At 54.9% G+C, this 19,614-nt stretch carries 21 protein-coding genes and 1 riboswitch; of the genes, 13 read left to right on the top strand and 8 right to left on the bottom strand.

Features of this window, described 5'->3' with window-relative positions; all coding sequences use genetic code 11:
* Window positions 1-227 precede the first annotated feature (227 nt).
* On the top strand, window positions 228-1,433 hold the full coding sequence (locus tag GC56T3_RS15220) for an MFS transporter (RefSeq protein ID WP_013146265.1): 1,206 nt from the start codon (window positions 228-230) through the stop codon (window positions 1,431-1,433).
* A 63-nt stretch (window positions 1,434-1,496) separates the two neighbouring features.
* On the opposite strand, the gene GC56T3_RS15215 is transcribed toward GC56T3_RS15220, so the two are convergent.
* On the bottom strand, window positions 1,497-2,681 hold the full coding sequence (locus GC56T3_RS15215) for a class I SAM-dependent rRNA methyltransferase (RefSeq protein WP_013146264.1): 1,185 nt from the start codon (window positions 2,679-2,681) through the stop codon (window positions 1,497-1,499).
* Window positions 2,682-2,823: 142 nt separating this feature from the next.
* A riboswitch (TPP riboswitch) is annotated at window positions 2,824-2,931 on the top strand.
* A gap of 106 nt (window positions 2,932-3,037) precedes the next feature.
* Between GC56T3_RS15215 and tenA the strand changes: the two genes are divergently transcribed.
* The 10 genes from tenA to GC56T3_RS15165 all read left to right on the top strand — a co-directional run bounded on the left by tenA (window position 3,038) and on the right by GC56T3_RS15165 (window position 12,087).
* Window positions 3,038-3,721, top strand: coding sequence for a thiaminase II (tenA, locus tag GC56T3_RS15210; protein WP_011230122.1), 684 nt, complete (start codon window positions 3,038-3,040; stop codon window positions 3,719-3,721).
* A 23-nt stretch (window positions 3,722-3,744) separates the two neighbouring features.
* A complete protein-coding gene (locus GC56T3_RS15205) occupies window positions 3,745-4,335 on the top strand; it encodes an ECF transporter S component (RefSeq protein ID WP_013146263.1) in 591 nt (196 codons plus the stop codon).
* A 14-nt stretch (window positions 4,336-4,349) separates the two neighbouring features.
* Window positions 4,350-5,804: an ABC transporter ATP-binding protein gene (locus GC56T3_RS15200; protein ID WP_013146262.1), complete on the top strand. Its 1,455-nt coding sequence runs from the start codon at window positions 4,350-4,352 to the stop codon at window positions 5,802-5,804.
* Complete coding sequence (locus GC56T3_RS15195; protein ID WP_013146261.1) at window positions 5,801-6,583, top strand: energy-coupling factor transporter transmembrane protein EcfT; 783 nt, start codon at window positions 5,801-5,803, stop codon at window positions 6,581-6,583. Before GC56T3_RS15200 ends, GC56T3_RS15195 begins: the two co-directional genes overlap by 4 nt.
* 16 nt (window positions 6,584-6,599) lie before the next feature.
* Entirely contained in the window at window positions 6,600-7,205 is a 606-nt protein-coding gene (gene tenI, locus GC56T3_RS15190; RefSeq protein WP_013146260.1) for a thiazole tautomerase TenI, read from the top strand.
* A gap of 3 nt (window positions 7,206-7,208) precedes the next feature.
* Complete coding sequence (thiO, locus tag GC56T3_RS15185) at window positions 7,209-8,342, top strand: glycine oxidase ThiO (RefSeq protein ID WP_013146259.1); 1,134 nt, start codon at window positions 7,209-7,211, stop codon at window positions 8,340-8,342.
* The gene (gene thiS, locus GC56T3_RS15180) at window positions 8,339-8,542 is read left to right on the top strand and encodes a sulfur carrier protein ThiS (RefSeq protein ID WP_013146258.1); all 204 of its coding nucleotides are present in this window, start codon (window positions 8,339-8,341) and stop codon (window positions 8,540-8,542) included. The genes thiO and thiS overlap by 4 nt, the downstream gene beginning before the upstream one ends.
* A 1-nt stretch (window position 8,543) precedes the next feature.
* Complete coding sequence (locus tag GC56T3_RS15175) at window positions 8,544-9,311, top strand: thiazole synthase (protein WP_013146257.1); 768 nt, start codon at window positions 8,544-8,546, stop codon at window positions 9,309-9,311.
* Window positions 9,308-10,333 carry a thiazole biosynthesis adenylyltransferase ThiF gene (locus GC56T3_RS15170; protein ID WP_013146256.1) on the top strand — a complete coding sequence of 342 codons (1,026 nt, stop codon included), beginning with the start codon at window positions 9,308-9,310 and terminating at the stop codon, window positions 10,331-10,333. Before GC56T3_RS15175 ends, GC56T3_RS15170 begins: the two co-directional genes overlap by 4 nt.
* 482 nt (window positions 10,334-10,815) lie before the next feature.
* On the top strand, window positions 10,816-12,087 hold the full coding sequence (locus tag GC56T3_RS15165; RefSeq protein WP_013146254.1) for a hemolysin family protein: 1,272 nt from the start codon (window positions 10,816-10,818) through the stop codon (window positions 12,085-12,087).
* An 84-nt stretch (window positions 12,088-12,171) separates the two neighbouring features.
* Here the strand turns inward: GC56T3_RS15165 and GC56T3_RS15160 are convergent, their stop codons facing one another.
* Window positions 12,172-12,384 (bottom strand): alpha/beta-type small acid-soluble spore protein, encoded by a 213-nt coding sequence (locus GC56T3_RS15160; protein WP_011230133.1) that lies wholly within the window; start codon window positions 12,382-12,384, stop codon window positions 12,172-12,174.
* Between the two features lie 289 nt (window positions 12,385-12,673).
* Between GC56T3_RS15160 and GC56T3_RS15155 the strand changes: the two genes are divergently transcribed.
* Window positions 12,674-12,916: a hypothetical protein gene (locus tag GC56T3_RS15155; protein WP_011230134.1), complete on the top strand. Its 243-nt coding sequence runs from the start codon at window positions 12,674-12,676 to the stop codon at window positions 12,914-12,916.
* Window positions 12,917-13,000: 84 nt separating this feature from the next.
* On the opposite strand, the gene GC56T3_RS15150 is transcribed toward GC56T3_RS15155, so the two are convergent.
* The 3 genes from GC56T3_RS15150 to GC56T3_RS15140 form a co-directional block, all read right to left on the bottom strand.
* Complete coding sequence (locus GC56T3_RS15150) at window positions 13,001-14,113, bottom strand: ABC transporter ATP-binding protein (RefSeq protein ID WP_013146253.1); 1,113 nt, start codon at window positions 14,111-14,113, stop codon at window positions 13,001-13,003.
* A 128-nt stretch (window positions 14,114-14,241) separates the two neighbouring features.
* Window positions 14,242-15,132: a CdaR family transcriptional regulator gene (locus tag GC56T3_RS15145; protein WP_013146252.1), complete on the bottom strand. Its 891-nt coding sequence runs from the start codon at window positions 15,130-15,132 to the stop codon at window positions 14,242-14,244.
* A 239-nt stretch (window positions 15,133-15,371) separates the two neighbouring features.
* Window positions 15,372-15,560, bottom strand: coding sequence for a hypothetical protein (locus GC56T3_RS15140; protein WP_013146251.1), 189 nt, complete (start codon window positions 15,558-15,560; stop codon window positions 15,372-15,374).
* Window positions 15,561-15,675: 115 nt separating this feature from the next.
* On the opposite strand from GC56T3_RS15140, the gene GC56T3_RS15135 reads away from it, so the two are divergent.
* A complete protein-coding gene (locus tag GC56T3_RS15135; protein ID WP_011230138.1) occupies window positions 15,676-16,077 on the top strand; it encodes a hypothetical protein in 402 nt (133 codons plus the stop codon).
* Here GC56T3_RS15135 and GC56T3_RS15130 read toward each other — a convergent pair.
* The 3 genes from GC56T3_RS15130 to GC56T3_RS15120 are packed head-to-tail and all read right to left on the bottom strand — an operon-like array spanning window position 16,037 to window position 19,610.
* Window positions 16,037-17,203 (bottom strand): YheC/YheD family protein, encoded by a 1,167-nt coding sequence (locus GC56T3_RS15130; protein WP_013146250.1) that lies wholly within the window; start codon window positions 17,201-17,203, stop codon window positions 16,037-16,039. The genes GC56T3_RS15135 and GC56T3_RS15130 overlap by 41 nt on opposite strands.
* Entirely contained in the window at window positions 17,197-18,546 is a 1,350-nt protein-coding gene (locus GC56T3_RS15125) for a YheC/YheD family protein (protein ID WP_013146249.1), read from the bottom strand. Before GC56T3_RS15125 ends, GC56T3_RS15130 begins: the two co-directional genes overlap by 7 nt.
* Entirely contained in the window at window positions 18,543-19,610 is a 1,068-nt protein-coding gene (locus GC56T3_RS15120) for a YheC/YheD family protein (RefSeq protein WP_013146248.1), read from the bottom strand. Before GC56T3_RS15120 ends, GC56T3_RS15125 begins: the two co-directional genes overlap by 4 nt.
* Window positions 19,611-19,614: the final 4 nt, after the last annotated feature.

Here is a 19,614-nt window from a genome sequence, read left to right as displayed (position 1 = left end):
TGCAAGCCCCCACTTCAAGCGTTAGCTAAGTGGGGGTAGTTGACGCATCATAGAAGGATGGTGCTGCGCAAACAACACCCGGGAACCGCCGGCTGGGCGGGGCTTTTTTGTCGTCATCTTGCCGGGAGAACGGTGAAATCGCATTTTGCTTAAACGGCGGCATAGGATTATGTTATACTAACAAATATTAAGGGACACGAAATACATAGTTCGCAAGGGGGATCGGTATGGGAGCGGAGCAGCAGCCGCTTATGGCAGAACAAAAAGAAAAAATATGGACGAAAGATTTTGTTTTGATTTGTTTGGCCAATTTTTTTGTGTTTCTTGGGTTTCAAATGACGCTGCCGACCCTTCCGCTGTTTGTCGAGCATTTGGGCGGCAACGATCAGCTGATTGGCGTTGTCGTCGGTGTGTTTACGTTTTCGGCGCTCATCGTCCGTCCGTTCGCCGGCCATGCGCTTGAGACGAAAGGGCGCCGGTTTGTGTTTTTATTGGGGCTTCTCATTTTTGTCATTTCTGTCGGTTCCTACAGCTTGATCTCAAGCATTTTCCTTCTCTTTTTGATGCGGGTCGTCCAAGGAATCGGCTGGGGGTTTTCGACAACCGCTTCCGGAACGGTGGCGACGGACATCATTCCAGCGAGCCGCCGCGGGGAAGGAATGGGCTATTACGGGCTGTCCGGGAATATCGCCTTGGCGTTTGGTCCGTCGCTTGGACTTGTGCTTGCCGCTATGATTCCGTTTAGCCATCTGTTTGCCATTTGTGCGGCGCTTGGAGTCGCTTCGGTGCTGTTTGCCGCCGCGATCACGTATAAAAAAGCGGAAGCCGTGCATGGCAAAGGGGCGAACAGATGGGATTTGTATGAAAAAAGCGCTTTGACCCCGTCGTTGCTGTTGTTTTTCTTGACGGTGACGTTCGGCGGCATCGCCTCATTCTTGCCTCTATATACGGCGCAAAAACAGATCGGCGGCCTGCAGCTGTACTTTTTGCTTTACGCGCTGGCCTTGATGGTGACGCGAACGTTCGCTGGCCAGTTGTATGACCGAAAAGGGCATCGAGCCGTCTTTCTCCCTGGTGCGGGGCTTATTTTGCTGGCGATGCTTCTTCTCGCTTGGCTGCCGGGAGAATGGGCGTTGCTTTTGGCGGCGGTGCTGTACGGTTTCGGCTTTGGCATGGTGCAACCGGGGCTGCAGGCGTGGTCCGTCGAGCGGGCGCCTGCCCACCGCAAGGGAATGGCGAACGCGACATTTTTCTCGTTTTTTGATTTAGGGGTCGGCGTCGGGGCGATGGTGTTTGGCCAAATCAGCCATTGGTTCGGCTATCCGAGCATTTATTTAGCTGCTAGCGGTTCGGTGCTCCTTTCGATGCTTGTCTATCTGTCGGTCTTGCATAAAGAACAATCGCTTCGCTCCAGGGAACGAAAAAACGCTTAGGGATAACCCCTAGGCGTTTTTTCTGCCCAGCAGCGCATCGAAACGGCCTTTGAGGGCGGCTCGTCACCGCCGAGAATGCACTTCGTAAATGGCGAATTTTAAGTAGTCGCCTTCTTCCGCGGCAAGGAGTTTCGGGTGGTCGTAGCCGGCGCCGTTCCAATATACTTGGCGCAGCACTTTTTTCGCGTCAAATGCCGCATCAGCGATCATCTCTTGAAATAGGTGCGGGCGGACGTGGTACGAGCAGCTTGATGTGACGAAAAAGCCGCCGTCTTTGACAAGCTTCAATCCGTTTAAGTTAATGTCTTTATAGCCGCGCAGCGCCTTCGGGACGGCATGGGCCGATTTCGCGAACGCCGGCGGGTCGATGATGACGACATCCCACTGTTTGCCGGCGCGCACCGACTCGCGCAAATAGTCGAAGGCGTTGGCGACGACAAATTCAACGTTCGTGAATCCGTTTAACGCGGCGTTCCGTTTCGCCGTTTCGATGGCATGTTCAGAAATATCGACGGCAGTAGCATGTTTTGCCCCATACAGACAAGCGTTTAGCATAAACGAGCCGGTATGGGTGAAGCAGTCGAGCACGGTCGTCTCCGGGCCGATGAGCGGACGAAGAGCGGCGCGGTTTTGCCGTTGGTCGAAGAAAAAGCCGGTTTTTTGTCCGTTTTCAATATCGACGATGTATTTCACGCCGTTTTCCTCGATTTCGATTTCCGTTTCCGCTTCTCCGTACCAAAAGCCTTTTTCTTGTTTGAGGCCTTCAAGCTCGCGGACGGACACATCGTTGCGCAAATAAATGGCCCTTGGGGCAAACACGTCAAGCAAGCCGCGCAAAATCCAGTCTTTCCGCCTTTCCATGCCGAGCGCCAAAATTTGCACAACAAGCACATCTTCATATTTGTCGACGATCAATCCGGGCAAAAAGTCGGCTTCGCCATAGACGGCGCGGCAGGAGCGAACGCCGGGAATCATCCGTTCACGGTACGCCCACGCCTGACGGATGCGGTCGATGAAAAAGCGCTCATCGAGTTCATCGTTTCGGTTTTGCGTCAAGACGCGGACGATGATTTGCGAAGCGGGGTTGATATATCCTTTCGCCAGCCAATAACCTTGATGATTGTAAACGTCAACGAAGTCGCCCGGCGTCGCATCGCCTTCGATGCGGTCGACTTCACTTTGAAAAATCCATGGATGCCCTTGCTCAAGCCGTTTTTTCCGTTCTCTTTTCAGGATGACCTTCGCCATCGTTTCCACTCCCATTCCGTCGTCAATTGCTGCGTTTCCATCATAGCGGATTGCAACGCATAGCGCAACGTCGGAGAAAAAAAGATTGACAATCGTTCGTGCCATGGTATGATTAAGTGTAAAGAAAACTGAAAATTGCACCATCATCCACTAGGGGGGCCTTTAGAAAGGCTGAGATCAAAGTGTGCCTTTGAGACCCTTAGCACCTGATCTGGGTAATGCCAGCGTAGGGAAGTGGAGGAGCAGCACAGCAAGGCTAGGCTTTGCCTTGCCAACGTCGCATGCCCACGCCGCTTTCTTTACGCCAATCGGCAAAGGAAGCGGCGTTTTTATTTTGCCAAAAAGGGGGAAAACGAATGTCATTTGCCAAACAATTGCGCCAAGCGGCCGATCCGATCTGGCAGGCGAGTTTCCGCCATCCGTTTGTTCAGGAGCTTGGCCAAGGGACGCTTGCGCGCGAGAAGTTTCGCTATTACGTGATGCAAGATGCCTATTATTTGCGCCATTTTGCCCGCGTGCAGGCGATCGGGGCGGCGAAATCGCCGGATTTGGCGACGACAGCCCGGTTGGCGCACCATGCACAAAGCACGTGCGAAGCCGAGCTGTCGCTGCATGAAACGTTCGCCGAGCTCTTGGGCATTACGGAAGAGGAAAGGGCGGCGTTCATTCCGGCGCCGACGGCGTACGCCTATACGTCGCACATGTACCGCGCGGCGTACGAAGGGCATCTCGGTGATGTTATCGCCGCCATTTTGCCGTGCTACTGGCTGTATTACGAAATTGGCGAGCGCTTGAAAACGTGCCGCCCGAACGATCCGATTTATGAAAAATGGATCGGCACCTACAGTTCGGACTGGTTCCGCTCGCTTGTGGAAGAGCAAATCGCGCGGCTTGACGACATCGCTGACGAGGTCACCGAAGAGGATCGCCATCGGATGAAGCGGCATTTCCTCATCAGCAGCGAATATGAGTACGAGTTTTGGGAGATGGCGTATCGGCTTGAGCAGTGGCCGTCGGCTGAATTGGCGGCGAGCCGTTGACGCAAGACAAGGAGGAGAACAGGATGGAAGTGAAGACAAAAGGGTTAAAATTGGCGGATATTTTAACGACGATCGTCATTGCGATTGTGTTTGGCATTATTTACAAATTATGGGGCCCACTATATAGCGCGGTGGGAGCAGTAGGGTTTCATCTCGATCAACTCATTTACGGCATGTGGTTTATCGCCTCCTCGCTCGCTTATTTGCTCATTCGCAAGCCAGGGGTGGCGTTGCTCGCGGAGATTGCGGCTTCGTCCGGCGAGCTGATCATGGGATCGCAATGGGGGCTTGAAGTGCTCATTTACGGGGTCGTTCAAGGGCTGTTTGCCGAGCTCGTCTTTGCCGCCTTCCGCTATCGGCGCTTTGATACGTTCGTTGTATCGCTCGGCGCGGTCGGGGCGACGATTGGCTCGCTCATCATGGACTTTTACAAAGGCTATATTGAGGCGCTCGCCCCATGGAATATGGCGCTCTTTTTGCTGGCGCGTTTTATCGGCGCCATCCTCATCTCCGGCGTGCTTGCTGTTTCATTGGCGAAAGCGCTCGAAAAAACCGGAGTGACGCAAATGTGGCGGCCGGCTTCAAAAGACGATTACGATGCGTTGAACCGGTAAGGCGGCGAATGGCGATGAAACAAGCAATTGCGATTGACCGGCTGCGCCTGAAATTTCCCGGGAGCGACGGGCTGCTGTTTCGCGACTTGTCGCTTTCGATTGCCGAGGGGGAGAAAGTGCTCCTCCTTGGTCCGTCGGGATGCGGCAAGTCGACATTATTGCAAGTGATGGCTGGCATCATTCCCCACTCGATCGATGTGCCGATGAAAGCGGAGCGCCTTAAGCGGCCGGAACGGTGGGGCTATGTTTTCCAAGATCCTGATGCGCAATTTTGCATGCCGTATGCGGACGAGGAAATCGCTTTTGCCCTCGAAAATCGAAGCGTGCCGCGCCACGAGATGCCCGTCCGCATCCGTGCGCTGCTGAACCAAGTCGGTTTGGAGATCGCCCCGCATACTGATATTCATACGCTTTCCGGCGGGATGAAGCAGCGGTTGGCGCTCGCTTCGGTGCTGGCGCTTGAGCCGGATGTCTTGTTTTTGGATGAGCCGACGGCGCTGCTTGATGAAGAAGGGACGAAGGCGGTATGGCAAACGGTGAAGCAGGTGGGCCGCGGCAAAACGGTCGTCATCGTCGAGCATAAAATTGACCATGTGCTCGACTTTGTGGATCGCATTGTCTTGTTCGGCCGCGATGGGCGCATCATCGCCGACGGCGAGGCGAAGGCGGTGTTTTCCGACTATAAAGACGTCATTGCCGCTGAAGGGATTTGGTATCCAGGCGTCTGGGACGACTATGACCGGACGGCAAGGCGGCGAAATCGCCATCAAGGCGAGGAGCTTCTTCGCCTCGCCCGTTTTCGCGGGTTCCGCGGCCGGGAGGCGAAAATCTATGTTCCTGAAGCAGCGGTGCACGCCGGCGAATGGATTGCCGTCACCGGAAAAAACGGCGCTGGCAAAAGCACGTTGCTGCACGCGCTTATGCAACTCATCCGCACGGACGGAGAGTATATGCTGCTAGGCGCCGACATCAAGCGGCAACACCCGCTCTACCGCCATATTGCGTTTGTTTTCCAAAATCCGGAGTGGCAATTTGTCGCCCATTCCGTTCGCGAAGAGCTCGCCTACTCGCTTCGGCTTGAAGGGCGGCCGGAAGCGGAAATCGAGGAAACCATCACCCGCCTGTTGCGTGAATTTGACCTTGTTGAGCAGCAAGACCAGCACCCGTACCAACTGTCGGTCGGACAAAAGCGGCGGTTGAGCGTCGCCGCTTCGATCGTCGCCGGCCAACGCCTCTTTTTGCTTGATGAGCCGACGTTTGGTCAGGACGCGAAAAACACGTTTGCTTTGCTTGAAATGCTTGAAGCGCACCGCGAACAAGGAGCGGTGATCATGATGGTTACACATGACGAACAAATCGTCCGCCGCTTTGCGACGAGACAGTGGGTGATTGAAGATGGGGCGCTCGTTCGGGACGAACAGCTTGAAATTCGAGAGCCGGTGTTGGCGGAAGGTGGGGCAGGGCGATGAAATGGGAGGTTCGCTGCCGCGAGACATGGCTTCATGAGACGAACCCGAGCTTGAAGCTCATTGTGCTTGTCGTGCTCTTTTTCGCTGTGTTGTTCATTCATAACCCGAACGTGCTGATTAACGTTTCGCTCGCTCTCTTCGTTTTGTTTTGCTTTGGCACCGGCTATCCGGCGAATGTGTTGTTTTGGCTGTTTTTGCCGTTTTTCCTCGTGTTTGTTTCGACGGCTTCATCGATGATGATGTTTGGCGAGGGAACGACGACATGGGTTCGCTGGGGGCTCATCCATGTTACAGCGGAAAGTTTTTGGCGCGGGGTGCACATCGGGTTTCGCGCTTTGGCGCTTGGGCTTCTCGGATTGATTTTTTCGCTGACGACCCGGCCGGTTCCGTTGTTTTATTCGCTCATGCAGCAGTTGAGACTGAAGCCAAAGTATGCGTACAGTTTTTTGGCGGCCGTTCGCCTATTGCCGATTATGCTTGAAGAGTTTCAGGCGATCCGCTATGCGTTAACAGTGCGCGGCGTGCCGAATAAGGGCGTCCTCAGCAAAATGAAGCGCTACGCCATTCCGCTGTTGTCGCAAAGCATCCGCCGCGCCCAGCGCATCGCCGTGGCGATGGAAGCGAAACAATTTTCCGGCAGCGGGCGGCGCACGTTTTATTATGAAATCGGGTTCGGCAAATATGATATTTGGCTTGTCGCCTTGTTTGCCGCTTTGATGTTCGCCGCCTACTATGTCGGTGTTCATTATCCGTATATTTCTATAAGCGATGTACGGTAGAAAGAAAGGGATGGCGATGGGGGTTCTCCATTTCGTTTCCACCGGGCGTCAGACGGTTGACGAATTCGCCGCGATTTGTGCGCACACCCATCCGTATGCCGACCTGATTCATATTCGCGAAAAAGGGAAGACGGCGCGTGAAGTGGCGGCGTTTGTCGCGGCACTGCTTCGCGTCGGGGTGCCGCTGCAAAAAATCATCGTCAATGACCGGGTTGATGTCGCCGCTGTCTACGGTGTCAAAGGTGTGCAGCTTGCTTATCACAGCCTGCCGGTGCGCGCCGTCCGCCGCTCGTTTCCGGACTTGACGGTTGGTTGCTCGGTGCACGGGTCGGAGGAGGCGAAACAAGCCGAACAGGATGGCGCTCACTTTTGTTTGTATGGCCATATTTTTCCGACGGACAGCAAGCCCGGTTTGCCGCCGCGCGGTCTGGACTCGCTTGCGGAAATCGTGGCCGCCGTGTCCATTCCAGTCATCGCCATCGGCGGCATTCACGCCGGCAACGCCCGTCGGGTGCTGGAAGCGGGCGCAGCCGGGGTGGCAGTATTGTCGGCTGTTTTTTTCGCTGCTGACCCCGTTGCTGAGGCCAAACGGCTGGCAGACATCGTGAAAGGGAGGGGATAGGGGATGACGCATCGGTATGACGTCGCCATCGTCGGCGGCGGGGTGATTGGGGCGGCCATCGGTTTTGAGCTCGCCAAGCGGCGGCATCGCGTCGCCATTTTTGAAAAAGGAACGATGGGAAGCGGGGCGTCAAGCGCGGCAGCCGGCATGCTTGGGGCGCAATCCGAGTTTTCGACGTCAAGCCCGCTTGTGCCGCTTGCCTTGCAAAGCCGAGCTCTCATGCCGGCCTTGGCTGAAGAGCTGAGGGAGAGGACCGGCATCGATATCGGCCTTGTCGAAAAAGGATTGATCAAACTAGCGACAACGGAAGAGGAAGCAGACGATCTCTATCGCCATTATACATTTTGGCGGGGCATAGGCGAACCGGTGCAGTGGCTCACGAAAGGGGAGGCGCTTGAAATGGAACCGCGTCTTGCGGCGGAAGCGCTTGCCGGCGCGATGTACATCCCTGGCGATGGGCAAGTGAGCGCTCCGGATTTGGCCGCCGCTCTCGCCTATGCCGCCGCCTCCGCCGGCGCTTGTCTGTACGAGTATACGGAAGTGTTCGACATCCGTTCCGACAGCAGTGGGCATGTGGTAGACACAACAGGCGGGACGTTTGCCGCCGAGGCGGTCGTCATCGCTTCCGGAGCTTGGGCGGCGCGGCTCGGCGCGCGGGTCGGGCTTTCGCTTTCCGTTTATCCGGTCAAAGGGGAATGCGTCATGGTGCGCACTCCGGTTCCGTTGTTGCAAACGACTGTATTTGCGAAAAACGGCTGCTACATCGTTCCGAAATCAGGAAACCGGCTGCTCATCGGAGCGACGTCCACGCCCGGCACGTTCGATCGGCGCGTATCGGCCGGTGGGGTGATGAACTTGCTTCACCGCGCCGCCCACCTTGTTCCGGACATCGAACAGGCGGAATGGGTGGCATCATGGAGCGGCATTCGGCCGCAGACCGAAGACGGCTTGCCTTATCTAGGCGAGCATCCGGAGCGGCGCGGCTTATTCGTCGCTGCCGGCCATTACCGGAACGGCATTTTGCTCAGCCCGTTGACCGGTCTGCTTGTCGCCGACTTAGTGGAGCGGAAAGAGACGGCGTTTGACCTTGCGCCATTTTCGTTGACACGCCATATCGGAAAGGTGGGGGTGGAATGACGTTAGTGATTAACGGGGAGGCGGTCGCAGTGCCCGACGAGGTGAAAACGGTGGGCGATTTGCTTGCCTATTTCCGGCTTGAGAACAAGCTTTGCATCGTCGAAGTCAATGTCCGCATCATCCAAAAACATGAGTATGAGACGACGGCGCTATGTGATGGCGATCGCGTGGAAATCGTTCATTTTGTAGGAGGCGGTTGAGATGTTGAAAATTGGCCCATATGAATTCTCTTCGCGGCTGTTGCTCGGCACGGGCAAATATCCGAGCTTGGACGTGCAAAAAGAAGCGGTGGAAGCATCAGGGGCGGAAATTTTAACGTTCGCCGTCCGGCGGATGAACATCTTTTCTCCGGAGCAGCCGAACTTTTTAGAGCAGCTCGATTTAAGCAAATATAAGCTTTTGCCGAACACCGCTGGGGCGAAAACGGCCGAAGAAGCGGTGCGCATCGCCCGGCTCGCCAAGGCATCCGGATTGTGTGATATGATAAAAGTAGAAGTGATCGGCTGCGACAAAACGCTCCTCCCAGACCCGATCGAGACGTTGAAAGCGGCGGAAATGCTGCTTGAGGAAGGGTTTATTGTGTTGCCGTACACATCCGATGATGTCGTGCTGGCGAAGCGGCTAGAGGAGCTTGGCTGCCATGCGATCATGCCGGGCGCCTCGCCGATCGGGTCCGGGCAAGGCATCATCAATCCGCTCAATTTGAGCTTTATCATTGAGCAGGCGAACGTGCCGGTCATTGTCGACGCCGGCATCGGTGGACCGGCGGACGCGGCGTTGGCGATGGAGCTTGGCGCGGATGGGGTGCTCTTGAACACCGCTGTTTCCGGCGCGGCCGATCCAGTGAAAATGGCGAAAGCGATGAAGCTGGCGGTGGAAGCGGGCCGGCTCGGCTATGAAGCCGGACGCATCCCGAAAAAACGGTACGCGTCAGCGAGCAGCCCAACGGAAGGAATGAGTGTTGTTTGAACGAACGGTATTCCCGGCAGCAATTGTTTGCACCGATTGGCGAGGAAGGGCAAAAGAAAATACGGGGAAAGCGTGTCGTGTTAGTCGGCGCCGGAGCGCTCGGCACAGGCAACGCCGAAGCGCTCGTTCGCGCCGGCATCGGCAAATTGACGATCATTGACCGCGATTACGTCGAATGGAGCAACTTGCAGCGCCAGCAACTGTACAGCGAAGCGGATGCGAAGGAGCGGCTGCCAAAGGCGATCGCCGCCAAACGGCGCCTTGAACAAATTAACAGCGAGGTTGAGATCGAGGCCATTGTCGGCGACGCCGGCCCGGAAGAATTGGAAACGATCGCCCTCAAGCAACGCCCTGACTTATGGATCGATGCGACAGACAATTTTGATACGCGCCTTGTCATCAATGACGTTGCCTACAAGTACAACATTCCGTGGATTTATGGCGCTTGTGTCGGCAGTTACGGTTTAAGCTGCGCCTTCATTCCGAACCGCACGCCTTGTTTGTATTGCTTGCTTGAAACAGTGCCGCAAGGGGGATTGACGTGCGATACGGCCGGCATTATCAGCCCAGCGGTGCAAATGGTTATCAGCTATCAGATGGCTGAGGCGTTAAAAATTTTAGTGGAGGACTGGTCGGCGCTCCGCGGCAAGCTCGTTTCGTTTGACCTTTGGACGAACGAATACGCCTCGATTCGCATTGACGGGGTGAAAAAGGACGGTTGCCCGACGTGCGGACGTCATCCATCTTATCCGTTTCTTTCCTATGAACAACGGACGAAGACGGCCGTCTTGTGTGGGCGCGATTCCGTGCAAATCCGTCCGCCTGCTTTGCGCCAGTACGACTTGAATGAATTGGCGGAGCTGTTTCGCCGCCAAGGGCTTCAAGCGGAAGCGAACCCGTATCTTGTCTCCGTTTCGCTCGGCGACAAGCGATTGGTTGTCTTTCGCGACGGCCGTGCGCTTGTGCACGGCACGAAAGACGTGCAGGAGGCAAAGGCGATCTATTACCGCTATTTAGGTTGAAACGAGAGAAAATGAAATGAGGGCGTCCATTGATGGGAGGACGCTCTTGTTTTGTTCATCAAACTGTCAAAAAGACGTCCTTCTCCTCCTGCTTTTCCCGCCGTCAATATGGTACGATGAAAGAGGGGAAGAAAAGGGAGGGGAAGACAAATGGCCGAGTGGTCGGTGACATTCAACATTGCCTCATTGCTTGTTCTTGTGTATTTGATTGGTTCCTGTTGGCTTGAATCATGATGCGCCTCGGTTCATCCGGCGCATTTTTCTTTTTAGTTGTCTGGATTTATATGGAAGGAAAACTCGCCAGCTATAGTCAGTTGGCGAAAAATTTGTTATATTTAAGAATAGGAAGAGAGAAAACGGCTGCTGCCGGTTGCATCGCTCTGTTTCCGCTTAGCGCGGAAAGTGTGGCTTTTACAAGCATGATTCGGCGGAAAAATGGATATGAATAACATCGTCACCATCCATAGGAGTGTGAAGATTCGTTGGAAGAGTGGCCGCTAAGGTTGTTCGGGTGGTTTTTCCTCTCCCTGCTCGCGAATGCACTGTTCGCTTCAGCAGAAGCTGCGTTTTCTTCGGCAAGCAAGGCACGGTTGCGGCATTATGCGGAAGAGCATCTGCACAATAAGCGCCTCCAAGCGGTGATCGGTCAGCTTGACCGCGTGTTGTTGGCGCTTGCTGTGGCCAATCGCCTCACCAGCGTCGTGACGGTCGTGCTCTTTACGGACATCGCCGTTTCGTTGCTTGGGGAACAGATGGGCTTGTTTGCCACGCTGGCGGTGATGACCGTATTATTTGTCGTCTTCGGTGAAATTTTGCCAAAATCGATGGCGAAAGAGCATGCGGAGCAGCTCGCCATCCGATACGCCGGCCTTGCCTATGGGCTGATGAAGTTGATGACGCCGGTTACGGCGTCGCTCCAAGCCTTAAAAGATCGAATCGCCAAGAGGTTCGCCAATGGGGTGGCTGTGCCGGCTGTTACGGAGGAAGATATTAAAGTGATGGTTGAGCTGAGTGAAGAAGAAGGGGTCATCGACAACAAAGAAAAAGAATTGATCCAACGTTCGCTCGATTTTGATGAAATTTTGGTCGGAGAAATTTTCACGCCGCGCGCTGATATGGTGGCGGTGGAAGTGAACCAGCCGATTGAAGAGATCCGCGACGTGTTTTTGGAAGAGAAATATTCCCGCATCCCGGTCTATGAAGGGGATATTGACAACGTGATCGGCATTTTGTCGGAAAGCGACTTTTTCAGCGAGCTTGTGCAAAAGCGGGAGGTGCGCATCCGCGATTTGTTGCGCCAGCCGTTGTTCGTCGTCGAGTCAATGAAAGTGTCCGATCTCCTGCCGGAGCTGCAAAAAAGCAAAGTGCATATGGCGATCGTCGTCGACGAGTTTGGCGGCACCGCCGGCTTGATTACGCTCGAAGATATTCTCGAGCAAATTGTCGGCGAAATATGGGATGAGCATGATGAGGCGGTGAAAACGGTGCGCCAAATCGACGAGCACAGCTTCGAGTTCAGCGCCGAACTGCCGCTGGATGAATTTTGCGAAGTGATGAACATCGACGTGCCAAAGAGTGAATCGCATACGTTGGGTGGTTGGATTTTTGAGATGTTTGAGCGTATTCCAGCCGTCGGCGAAACGTTGCAATATGGACCGCTGACGTTCACCGTCCGCCAAGTCGACAATCGGCGCATTCGCAAAGTGCTTGTCTCATTGAGCCAACCGCTTGCCGAGCAGGCGGGAGGCGCCTGATTCGCTCCCCGTTCCCATATGAAAGCGCCCCGGGCTGACGGCCCGGGGCGTTTGCCATCTATATGAAGTTGTTCGTTAAGGCGGTTATTGAATGTTGCCGAATTGGCCGCCAAGTTGTTGCTGAGCCATGGCGACAAGACGTTTCGTAATTTCGCCGCCGACCGAACCGTTCGCGCGAGAAGTCGTGTCAGCGCCGAGGTTCACACCAAATTCTTGGGCGATTTCGTACTTCATTTGATCAATGGCTTGTTGAGCACCAGCGACTAACAGTTGGTTGTTGTTATTGTTGCGTGCCATCGTTGATCATCTCCTCTTAAAAATTTTTGATGGTTGGGGTGGTTGGATTTGCACCAACACTTCACGCTGCAAGGCATGTGCCAAGCTTGGCTGAACCCACCGGCCCACCCGCTTTTGGCTTCGCCAGCGTCCCTGTTGCAACGGATGGGTGATTTCGCTGGCGGTACTCATAGTTTGGGACGTTTTTTGCCTGTTATGCATGGTGAGAATATGGGAATTTTTAACGTTTTACCGCCGTCACCATTAGGGAATATGTAAAGATAAGGAACATCTTAGAGGAGGAAGCAGCATGAATGTATGCCCGCTGTGCAACGGGTTGCGCCGGGTGACGGTGTATTGCAGCTACTGCCGGCAACCAATGGAAGATCATGGGAAAGTTACAGATTATTTCGATGACTACAGCCCGTACATGGATGCGGACGTCATGAAGCTTGTCGACGGCTATTTGCGCACGTATACGAATCATGAATGTGTTCATTTGTTTTACTGTCCGACTTGCCATGAGGAGGAAGTGCGTTTTATCAAGGAATAAGGCTGTTGATGGAGTGGAAAGGAAAGGCGTTCCGTTTTTTTCGGAACGCCTTCGAATGAATCTATATGAACAACAATGGGGGGGTTACTTTTCATCCGCCGCCCGGATGCGCCGTTCCGTTTCAACGTCAAAGAAATGCGCTTTGTTCATATCAAGCGCCAGGTCAATCCGGTGGCCCGGCTTGATTTCCGTGCGGGCGTCGATGCGAGCGACCAATTCTTGGTTGTCGATGCTAAAATAGATCATCGATTCAGCGCCAAGCAGCTCGGCGACTTCGACGAGAGCGGTAACTTTCGTCGCCGGAGATGCTTCAAGGAAGAGCGGTTCGTCGTGAATGTCTTCCGGACGAATGCCTAAAATCACTTCCTTGCCGACATACCCTTGCTCACGCAGCACTTTCATTTTTCCTTCCGGAATGCCAAACGATGTTTGGCCGACGACAAACTTGCCGTCTTGGAGCGTTCCACGAAGGAAGTTCATGGCCGGTGAACCGATAAAGCCGCCGACAAAAATGTTTTCCGGTTTTTCGTATACTTCGCGCGGCGTTCCGACTTGCTGGATGACGCCGTCTTTCATGACGACAAGACGGGTGGCCATCGTCATCGCTTCCGTTTGGTCGTGGGTGACGTAAATGGTCGTCGTTTCCAAGCGCTGATGGAGCTTCGCGATCTCCGAGCGCATTTGCACCCGCAGTTTCGCATCCAAGTTCGAGAGCGGCTCGTCCATTAAAAACACTTTTGCATCGCGGACGATGGCCCGTCCCAATGCCACGCGCTGCCGCTGCCCGCCGGAGAGCGCTTTCGGTTTGCGGTCCAAATATTGCTCGAGCCCAAGAATGCGCGCCGCTTCGCGGACGCGTTTTTCAATTTCCGCTTTCGGGAATTTGCGCAGTTTTAAACCGAACGCCATGTTGTCATAGACGCTCATATGTGGATACAGGGCGTAGTTTTGGAACACCATGGCGATGTCGCGGTCTTTCGGCGGCACATCGTTCATTCGTTTGCCGTCGATGTAAAGATCGCCTTTGGAAATTTCCTCAAGGCCGGCGATCATCCGCAACGTGGTGGATTTGCCGCAGCCGGACGGGCCGACAAATACGATAAACTCTTTGTCTTGAATATGTAAATTGAAGTCTTTGACGGCGACCACATTGTTGTCGTAAATTTTGTAAATATGATCAAGAATGAGTTCTGCCATAACCATCCTCCTCATCGCCGAAATCGTTTTCTTGCCATTAGTGTATAGAAAAATAGGAACATTCGTAAATGGACGAGGTGCACAAAAAATGCCGCCGATTTTCGGCGACATGACAAAAAAGCGGGGGATTACGAACGGCGCCGGTGCAAGATAGCCAAATAGACGGCTGCCGCCCCTTTGAACCGTTTGATGTCAACACCAGTTTGCTCCGCCCATTTATCGATTCGATATTGCAAACTATTGCGGTGCATATACAGCTTTTTCGCTGCCATCGAGACGTTTAAGTTGCATTGCAAAAACGTCTCCATCGCCCGCACTTCCTCCTCGTCGAATCCGTCAAGAAACGAGAGGGTCCGGCGGGCTTTCTCACTGACTGCTCCTTCTTCAAAGAGCGGAAGCGGAATGACGTCTTCCCATTCGTACACCGTTCGTTTCGGCCAAAAGCGCCGAGCGGCGGAAAAACACTCTTTTTCAAGGAGAAACGATTCATATAGCCGTTCATCGACGGAGCGGATTGGGCCGATCAATAAATGAAGGGCAGTATAAAAATCAGCGGCGAGCGCCTCAGCCATGTCCGCTAACGAAGGCGGCTCCGTCGTCCGCTTTTGTTTCGCTTCGACGATCAGCCCGCGCCGATCTTGTTCCCAGACGATGGCAACCGGGGAGGAAAATAAGCCGCGAACGGCGTCAGCAAACTCCTCTTTGTTGGCGATCGGCCGGCTGGCTGTAAAATGAATGAACCGGCAATACGGAGCAGCGAGCCGAGCGAGCGCGGCTGGGTCGCCGGTTGCCATCCATCGTTTCCATGCCCGCTCCTCTTCGCTTTCCGGTTCGCGTCGGCGCTCGGCGGGGGTGAAAAAAAGCGCCAGCAATCGCCGCTCCTGCTCTGTCAATCGATGCTTGGCGATGCCGATCTCATCACCATCGGCGGTATAAAACCATTCGTAATCTTCGGGGTGTTCCGGCTGACCGTTGATGACGATGTCCCCTTCATAAAGCGATTCGAGCTCTTTTAGCATCGCGGCGCACCACTTTCCGTCAAGGATGATGTCACGCCGAAGAGGAATCGGCGTTGTTTTCATTATACCAAATCCCCGCGAATGGAAAGAAAGACAATGGATGAAAGCGGGAAAGCCGCAGGATGAACGGGCGGCTTGGCCAACAGCGGTCGTTTCGAACGATCCCTGCCTAACGCATTGGCGGAGAGGCTTCATAAAACAAAAGGCCGACTTTCCCGAGGCGGGAAAATCGGCTCCGTTTACTGGCCGGCTTCGTACGGCGGCTCTTCTTTGACAAGATCGCGCGCTTCCTCAATGTTGACGTCATCGCCGTGGCCGTACACAGCACCTCCGGCCATCCCTTCGTTGATCATGCGGTCGATGTCCATATAGTATTCATCGCGCCCTTCGTACAATGAATCCCGGCGCTTGGCTTCATTTCGTTCCATCATCTCGCTCCTTCCTCTCATCGTTTTTCCTAAAGTTTGTCCAAAAGAGGCATACGCTATCCATGCCATTCATATGGATGAAAGAGGACAAGCGGCAAGAAAGGGGCGGCACGCGATGATCATGCTGATCAAAAAATTGCTCGAAACAACCGCCGCGGCGGAAGAAAAAGCCCGGCAGCTCGCTGAGATGGAAACGGATGAGGCATGGGCGGTCTATTTGGCTGAAGCCGAGCGGCAGCGTAAACTTTGGCAATACGTGCATTATTTAGTTGCTGGGGCTAACGCCGACGGTCGAGCGGAAAGAGAGCAAAGCAAAGCAGGCGCACCTCGTTGTGATCTCTTGCAAGCCATGGCGGCGGCTGAGTGGGAAAAAGCGATGTTATGCCAGAACGTCTGCCAAAGCTTAAATGGAGCCGCCAAACAAGCGGTTGATGCTGTGTTCCGCCAGGCGCTTCGCTACAGCGGCCAGTTTCTAGCTATGGCGTACGATGAGCGAGCTCGGCAAACAGCTGATTGAGCCTCTCGAGCCGCCGTGCCTCAATCTCCGGCTCATCAAACACCATCGGCTTGGCGTTGATTTCATAAATGTAAAGCTGCCGTTCGCTTCCGACGCCGATGTCGGCGGAAAACTCGCCGACAAAGCCAAACCGTTCGCCAAGGCGTGCGCCGCTCAAGGCAATAAGCCGCTCGAGCGCCGCTTCATCGATGCGTTCCTTGACTTCTTTGTACGGGAGGATGGTTCCGCCATGAAACACATGGGTCGTCACCGACTCGACGTCGGCCGAACGAACACCGATGCCGGTGATCGTATGGCGGCCGTTGTGCCAATGGGCGAGCACGCGCAAATCGTAGCGGCGTCCATTCCACTCGTCCGTTTCAGCCAATGCTTGGGCGATGTAGCGGCCGGACTGAATGAGTGATGCGAGCGCATCGAGCGAGCAGAACCGTTTTTGGCCGCCCGGATATTCGCAAATGGCTTCCGTCTCCGACAAGGCGGTGAGACGAAACAGCCCCATTCCTCTGGCGCCGTCATCCCGCTTCAAGTAAATGCAGCTGTATTGGAGGAGCCAAGCGCGAAGATCGGCCGCTGTTTGGACAGGCGCCGTCGGCAATAGATGCGGCCAGAGCCGGCGGTCGGACCGCAGCGCGTCATAAACGTCCGATTTGCGGAAAAAAGAGCGGTTGACAAGTGGAACGCCATGGGCGTTCAACTGGGCAGCCGCCGTTTGAAACGGCTCGCTTTCTTCTTCTTCGCGGCTTTTTACTCGATTGTAGACGACATCGGGCAGTGGAGCGGCCGCTTCGATGAAACGATGAATCGTCGGAACGAATAGATATCCGGAGACCGTTTTCTTTCCGATGCCGGCGGCCGCACTGACGACGGAGATGCCGCCGGCTTTGTGGATGGAGCGGATGACGGTTTCAAGCCACGGCTTTTTCCCAGCCAGCAAAGCGGAAAGGGACGAGGCGCTGACCAGCACGCCGACGAGCGGTCCCACCCGTCCATCTTGCTCGCGGACGGGAAAGACGAGATCGGGAAGGACAGCGGCGGGAGCAACCCAGCCGCTGCCGAATCGATAAGGGCCGCCCGGACTGTTGCACACCCACTCCCCGATGTCAGGACGGTAGCCGATCGTCAGCATGACCAAAGCGCCTCGGGTTCGGTGATGGCTGTTTTGCTGAGGTGGACGGCGTAAGCGAGCGGCAACCGCGCTGTTCGTTCGTCTGCGTCCTTTAATTTTGGATGCTTAAAAATCGACCGTCCGGGTTTGGAATTGGCTTCAAACATCCAAATCCTTCCTTGTTGGTCAACACCAAGGTCAAAACCGATTTCGCCGATCAACGTTTCTGATGCTTCATCAAGGCAACGGCTGAGCGTAAGGGCGGCGTCAGAAAGACGGGCGAGCATGATTTCGCGCTCGACGGCATCCGGGAAAATTTCTTCCAGCGTTTTGACGATGCCTCCGCTGTTCATATGGGTCGTGATGCTTTGTTTTCCAGCAATTTTGGCGGCGATGGCGCTCACTTGCCATATGCCGTGTTCGTTTTTGTTAACGTGAACGCGGAAATCAGCCGGTCGGCCGTTGACGGCAAGAAGCGGAACCGCTTGTTGGATGACATAGCGGTGAAGCGGCGCATGGGCGAGCAAATGATGCCACACCGCCATGGCGGTCGGAAACAGCACTGTTTGTATTTCTCCGCTTTCATCGCGGAACCGGCATTCATAGGCGTTTTTTTTCGCTACATGATAAATGCCGCGGCCGAGGCTGCCGTCGGCCGGCTTGATGTACGCTTCACGGTAGCGGGCAAGAAACTGCTCAATGGTGTGCTGCGTCACGTGGGCGGACGTCGCCGGCAAATACGGCTGCGCCTTCGGATGAAGAGCGAGCCGGCGGTAAATGTCCCATTTGTTGAAAAAACACCCGTTAAAGATCGGGATGCCGTAGGTGGTTTGCAGCGTCTTCGTCATCGTTTGAAACGTTTCCTCCTTTTCGACGCGCCGGTTTGGCAGCCGGTTGTAAACGACATTCGGCAACGGCACCGTATGGCGTTCCCAGCCGCGCTCTGTGTAAAAATAGCCGTTCGTCATGCCGTTTTCCCAGTCAATATGGGGCGCGCCAAACAAAAAGGCAAATCCGCCGACTTGCTTTTCTTGCGCCAGCAACTTGGCAAAAAAGAAGCTCCGGCTGCCGACCGGGCGGTGGAGCGACTTTGTGAATCCGGCGGTCAAAATGCCGACAAGCGGCCCGAAGTGAACAGCTTCATCGGTCAAAAAGACATGAACGTCAGCGGCAAATGGGATCGACAAGCATCGGGCAACGTCATGCGCCACAATCACACGGTCGACAAGACGGGGGGAAGAAATGACCCGGCATGGGGTGACAAGGCTGCCGAACGCGGCTGATGTTTGCCTAGATGCTTGGAGCGTGGCGGGAAGAATCACCGTATTTGTTTGTTTTTCGTCAATGATCAACGTGTAGGTCATTGGCTTTTCCCCCCTCTGGCCAAAAACAAGCAATACCGAAGCGGCGCTTCGTACAGTTCGTTTTGTTGCTCCGGGGGCAGAAGATGCGCCACTTTTCTCCCCGGCTTGGAATTGACATCCAAAATCCACACCGCCCCGTTGTCGGTCGCACCAAGATCCAAGCCGATTTCAAACAAAGGTCCGAACATGTGATCTATATAAACTGGCAGCGTGCGGATGATCGTCTCAACGCCATCGAGCACGAAGAGACGTTTTGAAGAGGAAAGGCGGTCGAGCCACTCGGAAAACGGACGAATGTCCGCGCCGGCGCGGACGTTGGCCACCCATGCCCCCGGTCGGCCGACTCGCACGGCCCGCACCCGCTCCACCCAGCGTCCGTTTTCATCCTTTTGCAAAAGAATGCGGAGGTCAAACGGTTCACCCTCCGGGGTCGATAGCTGAAGCAATGGCTGCAGGACATACTCGCCGCGGCGGCTCCAAGAAGCGAGGAGCTGTTCCAGCTCGCTTCGGCGGGCAATGACGGCCTGTTCTTGACCGTGACTGTCTTGGACGGACAGCGCCTTCCCTTTCTTTTGAAAGATGCAAATACCGCGTCCCCCGGAGCCGTGCACCGGCTTGGCGATGGCGGCTTGTTCGCGGCGGAGAAGCGCAAGCACATCATCGGCGCGCTCAAGACGGACAGTCGGAGGCACGTATGCGGACAAGAGCGGGTGAGAGGAGAGCGCTTCATATACGTCCCATTTGCCCGGCAGGCCATAGCCTAAAAACGTGAGGTCAGGTCGCTGCTTCAACCAGTTCATAATCGGTTTTGCTTTTTTGGACCGCTCATCATTGCCGTAAAAGCAGCGGTCATATAAAAATGGCGGAATGGCAAAGACGGCGTTTGTCCATTCGTTCGTTTCCTCTTGAAAGAGAAAGCCGCGGACGTTTTCCGTCTGCGGATCGATGCCAAGCGGCGAAAAGCGGCAGACGGAAATGCCGTAGCGTCTGGCGCATTTCGCCACCTCAGTGCAATACGTGTGGTCTTGCTGTTCGTCAAGGGTGACAAAACCAAGTGAAAGCAAAACG

It is taken from the genome of Geobacillus sp. C56-T3 (assembly GCF_000092445.1).
GTDB classification, from domain to species: domain Bacteria; phylum Bacillota; class Bacilli; order Bacillales; family Anoxybacillaceae; genus Geobacillus; species Geobacillus thermoleovorans.
Note: the sequence above shows the minus strand (reverse complement) of the source record. Positions and strands in the feature narration are given on the sequence as shown.

Coding starts and splice junctions, on each gene's coding strand:
- GC56T3_RS15220 (WP_013146265.1), top strand. CDS start 228: ATGGGAGCGGAGCAGCAGCCGCTTATGGCAGAACAAAAAGAAAAAATA.
- GC56T3_RS15215 (WP_013146264.1), bottom strand. CDS start 2,681: ATGGCGAAGGTCATCCTGAAAAGAGAACGGAAAAAACGGCTTGAGCAA.
- tenA (WP_011230122.1), top strand. CDS start 3,038: ATGTCATTTGCCAAACAATTGCGCCAAGCGGCCGATCCGATCTGGCAG.
- GC56T3_RS15205 (WP_013146263.1), top strand. CDS start 3,745: ATGGAAGTGAAGACAAAAGGGTTAAAATTGGCGGATATTTTAACGACG.
- GC56T3_RS15200 (WP_013146262.1), top strand. CDS start 4,350: ATGAAACAAGCAATTGCGATTGACCGGCTGCGCCTGAAATTTCCCGGG.
- GC56T3_RS15195 (WP_013146261.1), top strand. CDS start 5,801: ATGAAATGGGAGGTTCGCTGCCGCGAGACATGGCTTCATGAGACGAAC.
- tenI (WP_013146260.1), top strand. CDS start 6,600: ATGGGGGTTCTCCATTTCGTTTCCACCGGGCGTCAGACGGTTGACGAA.
- thiO (WP_013146259.1), top strand. CDS start 7,209: ATGACGCATCGGTATGACGTCGCCATCGTCGGCGGCGGGGTGATTGGG.
- thiS (WP_013146258.1), top strand. CDS start 8,339: ATGACGTTAGTGATTAACGGGGAGGCGGTCGCAGTGCCCGACGAGGTG.
- GC56T3_RS15175 (WP_013146257.1), top strand. CDS start 8,544: ATGTTGAAAATTGGCCCATATGAATTCTCTTCGCGGCTGTTGCTCGGC.
- GC56T3_RS15160 (WP_011230133.1), bottom strand. CDS start 12,384: ATGGCACGCAACAATAACAACAACCAACTGTTAGTCGCTGGTGCTCAA.
- GC56T3_RS15155 (WP_011230134.1), top strand. CDS start 12,674: ATGAATGTATGCCCGCTGTGCAACGGGTTGCGCCGGGTGACGGTGTAT.
- GC56T3_RS15150 (WP_013146253.1), bottom strand. CDS start 14,113: ATGGCAGAACTCATTCTTGATCATATTTACAAAATTTACGACAACAAT.
- GC56T3_RS15145 (WP_013146252.1), bottom strand. CDS start 15,132: ATGCTAAAAGAGCTCGAATCGCTTTATGAAGGGGACATCGTCATCAAC.
- GC56T3_RS15140 (WP_013146251.1), bottom strand. CDS start 15,560: ATGGAACGAAATGAAGCCAAGCGCCGGGATTCATTGTACGAAGGGCGC.
- GC56T3_RS15135 (WP_011230138.1), top strand. CDS start 15,676: ATGATCATGCTGATCAAAAAATTGCTCGAAACAACCGCCGCGGCGGAA.
- GC56T3_RS15130 (WP_013146250.1), bottom strand. CDS start 17,203: ATGCTGACGATCGGCTACCGTCCTGACATCGGGGAGTGGGTGTGCAAC.
- GC56T3_RS15125 (WP_013146249.1), bottom strand. CDS start 18,546: ATGACCTACACGTTGATCATTGACGAAAAACAAACAAATACGGTGATT.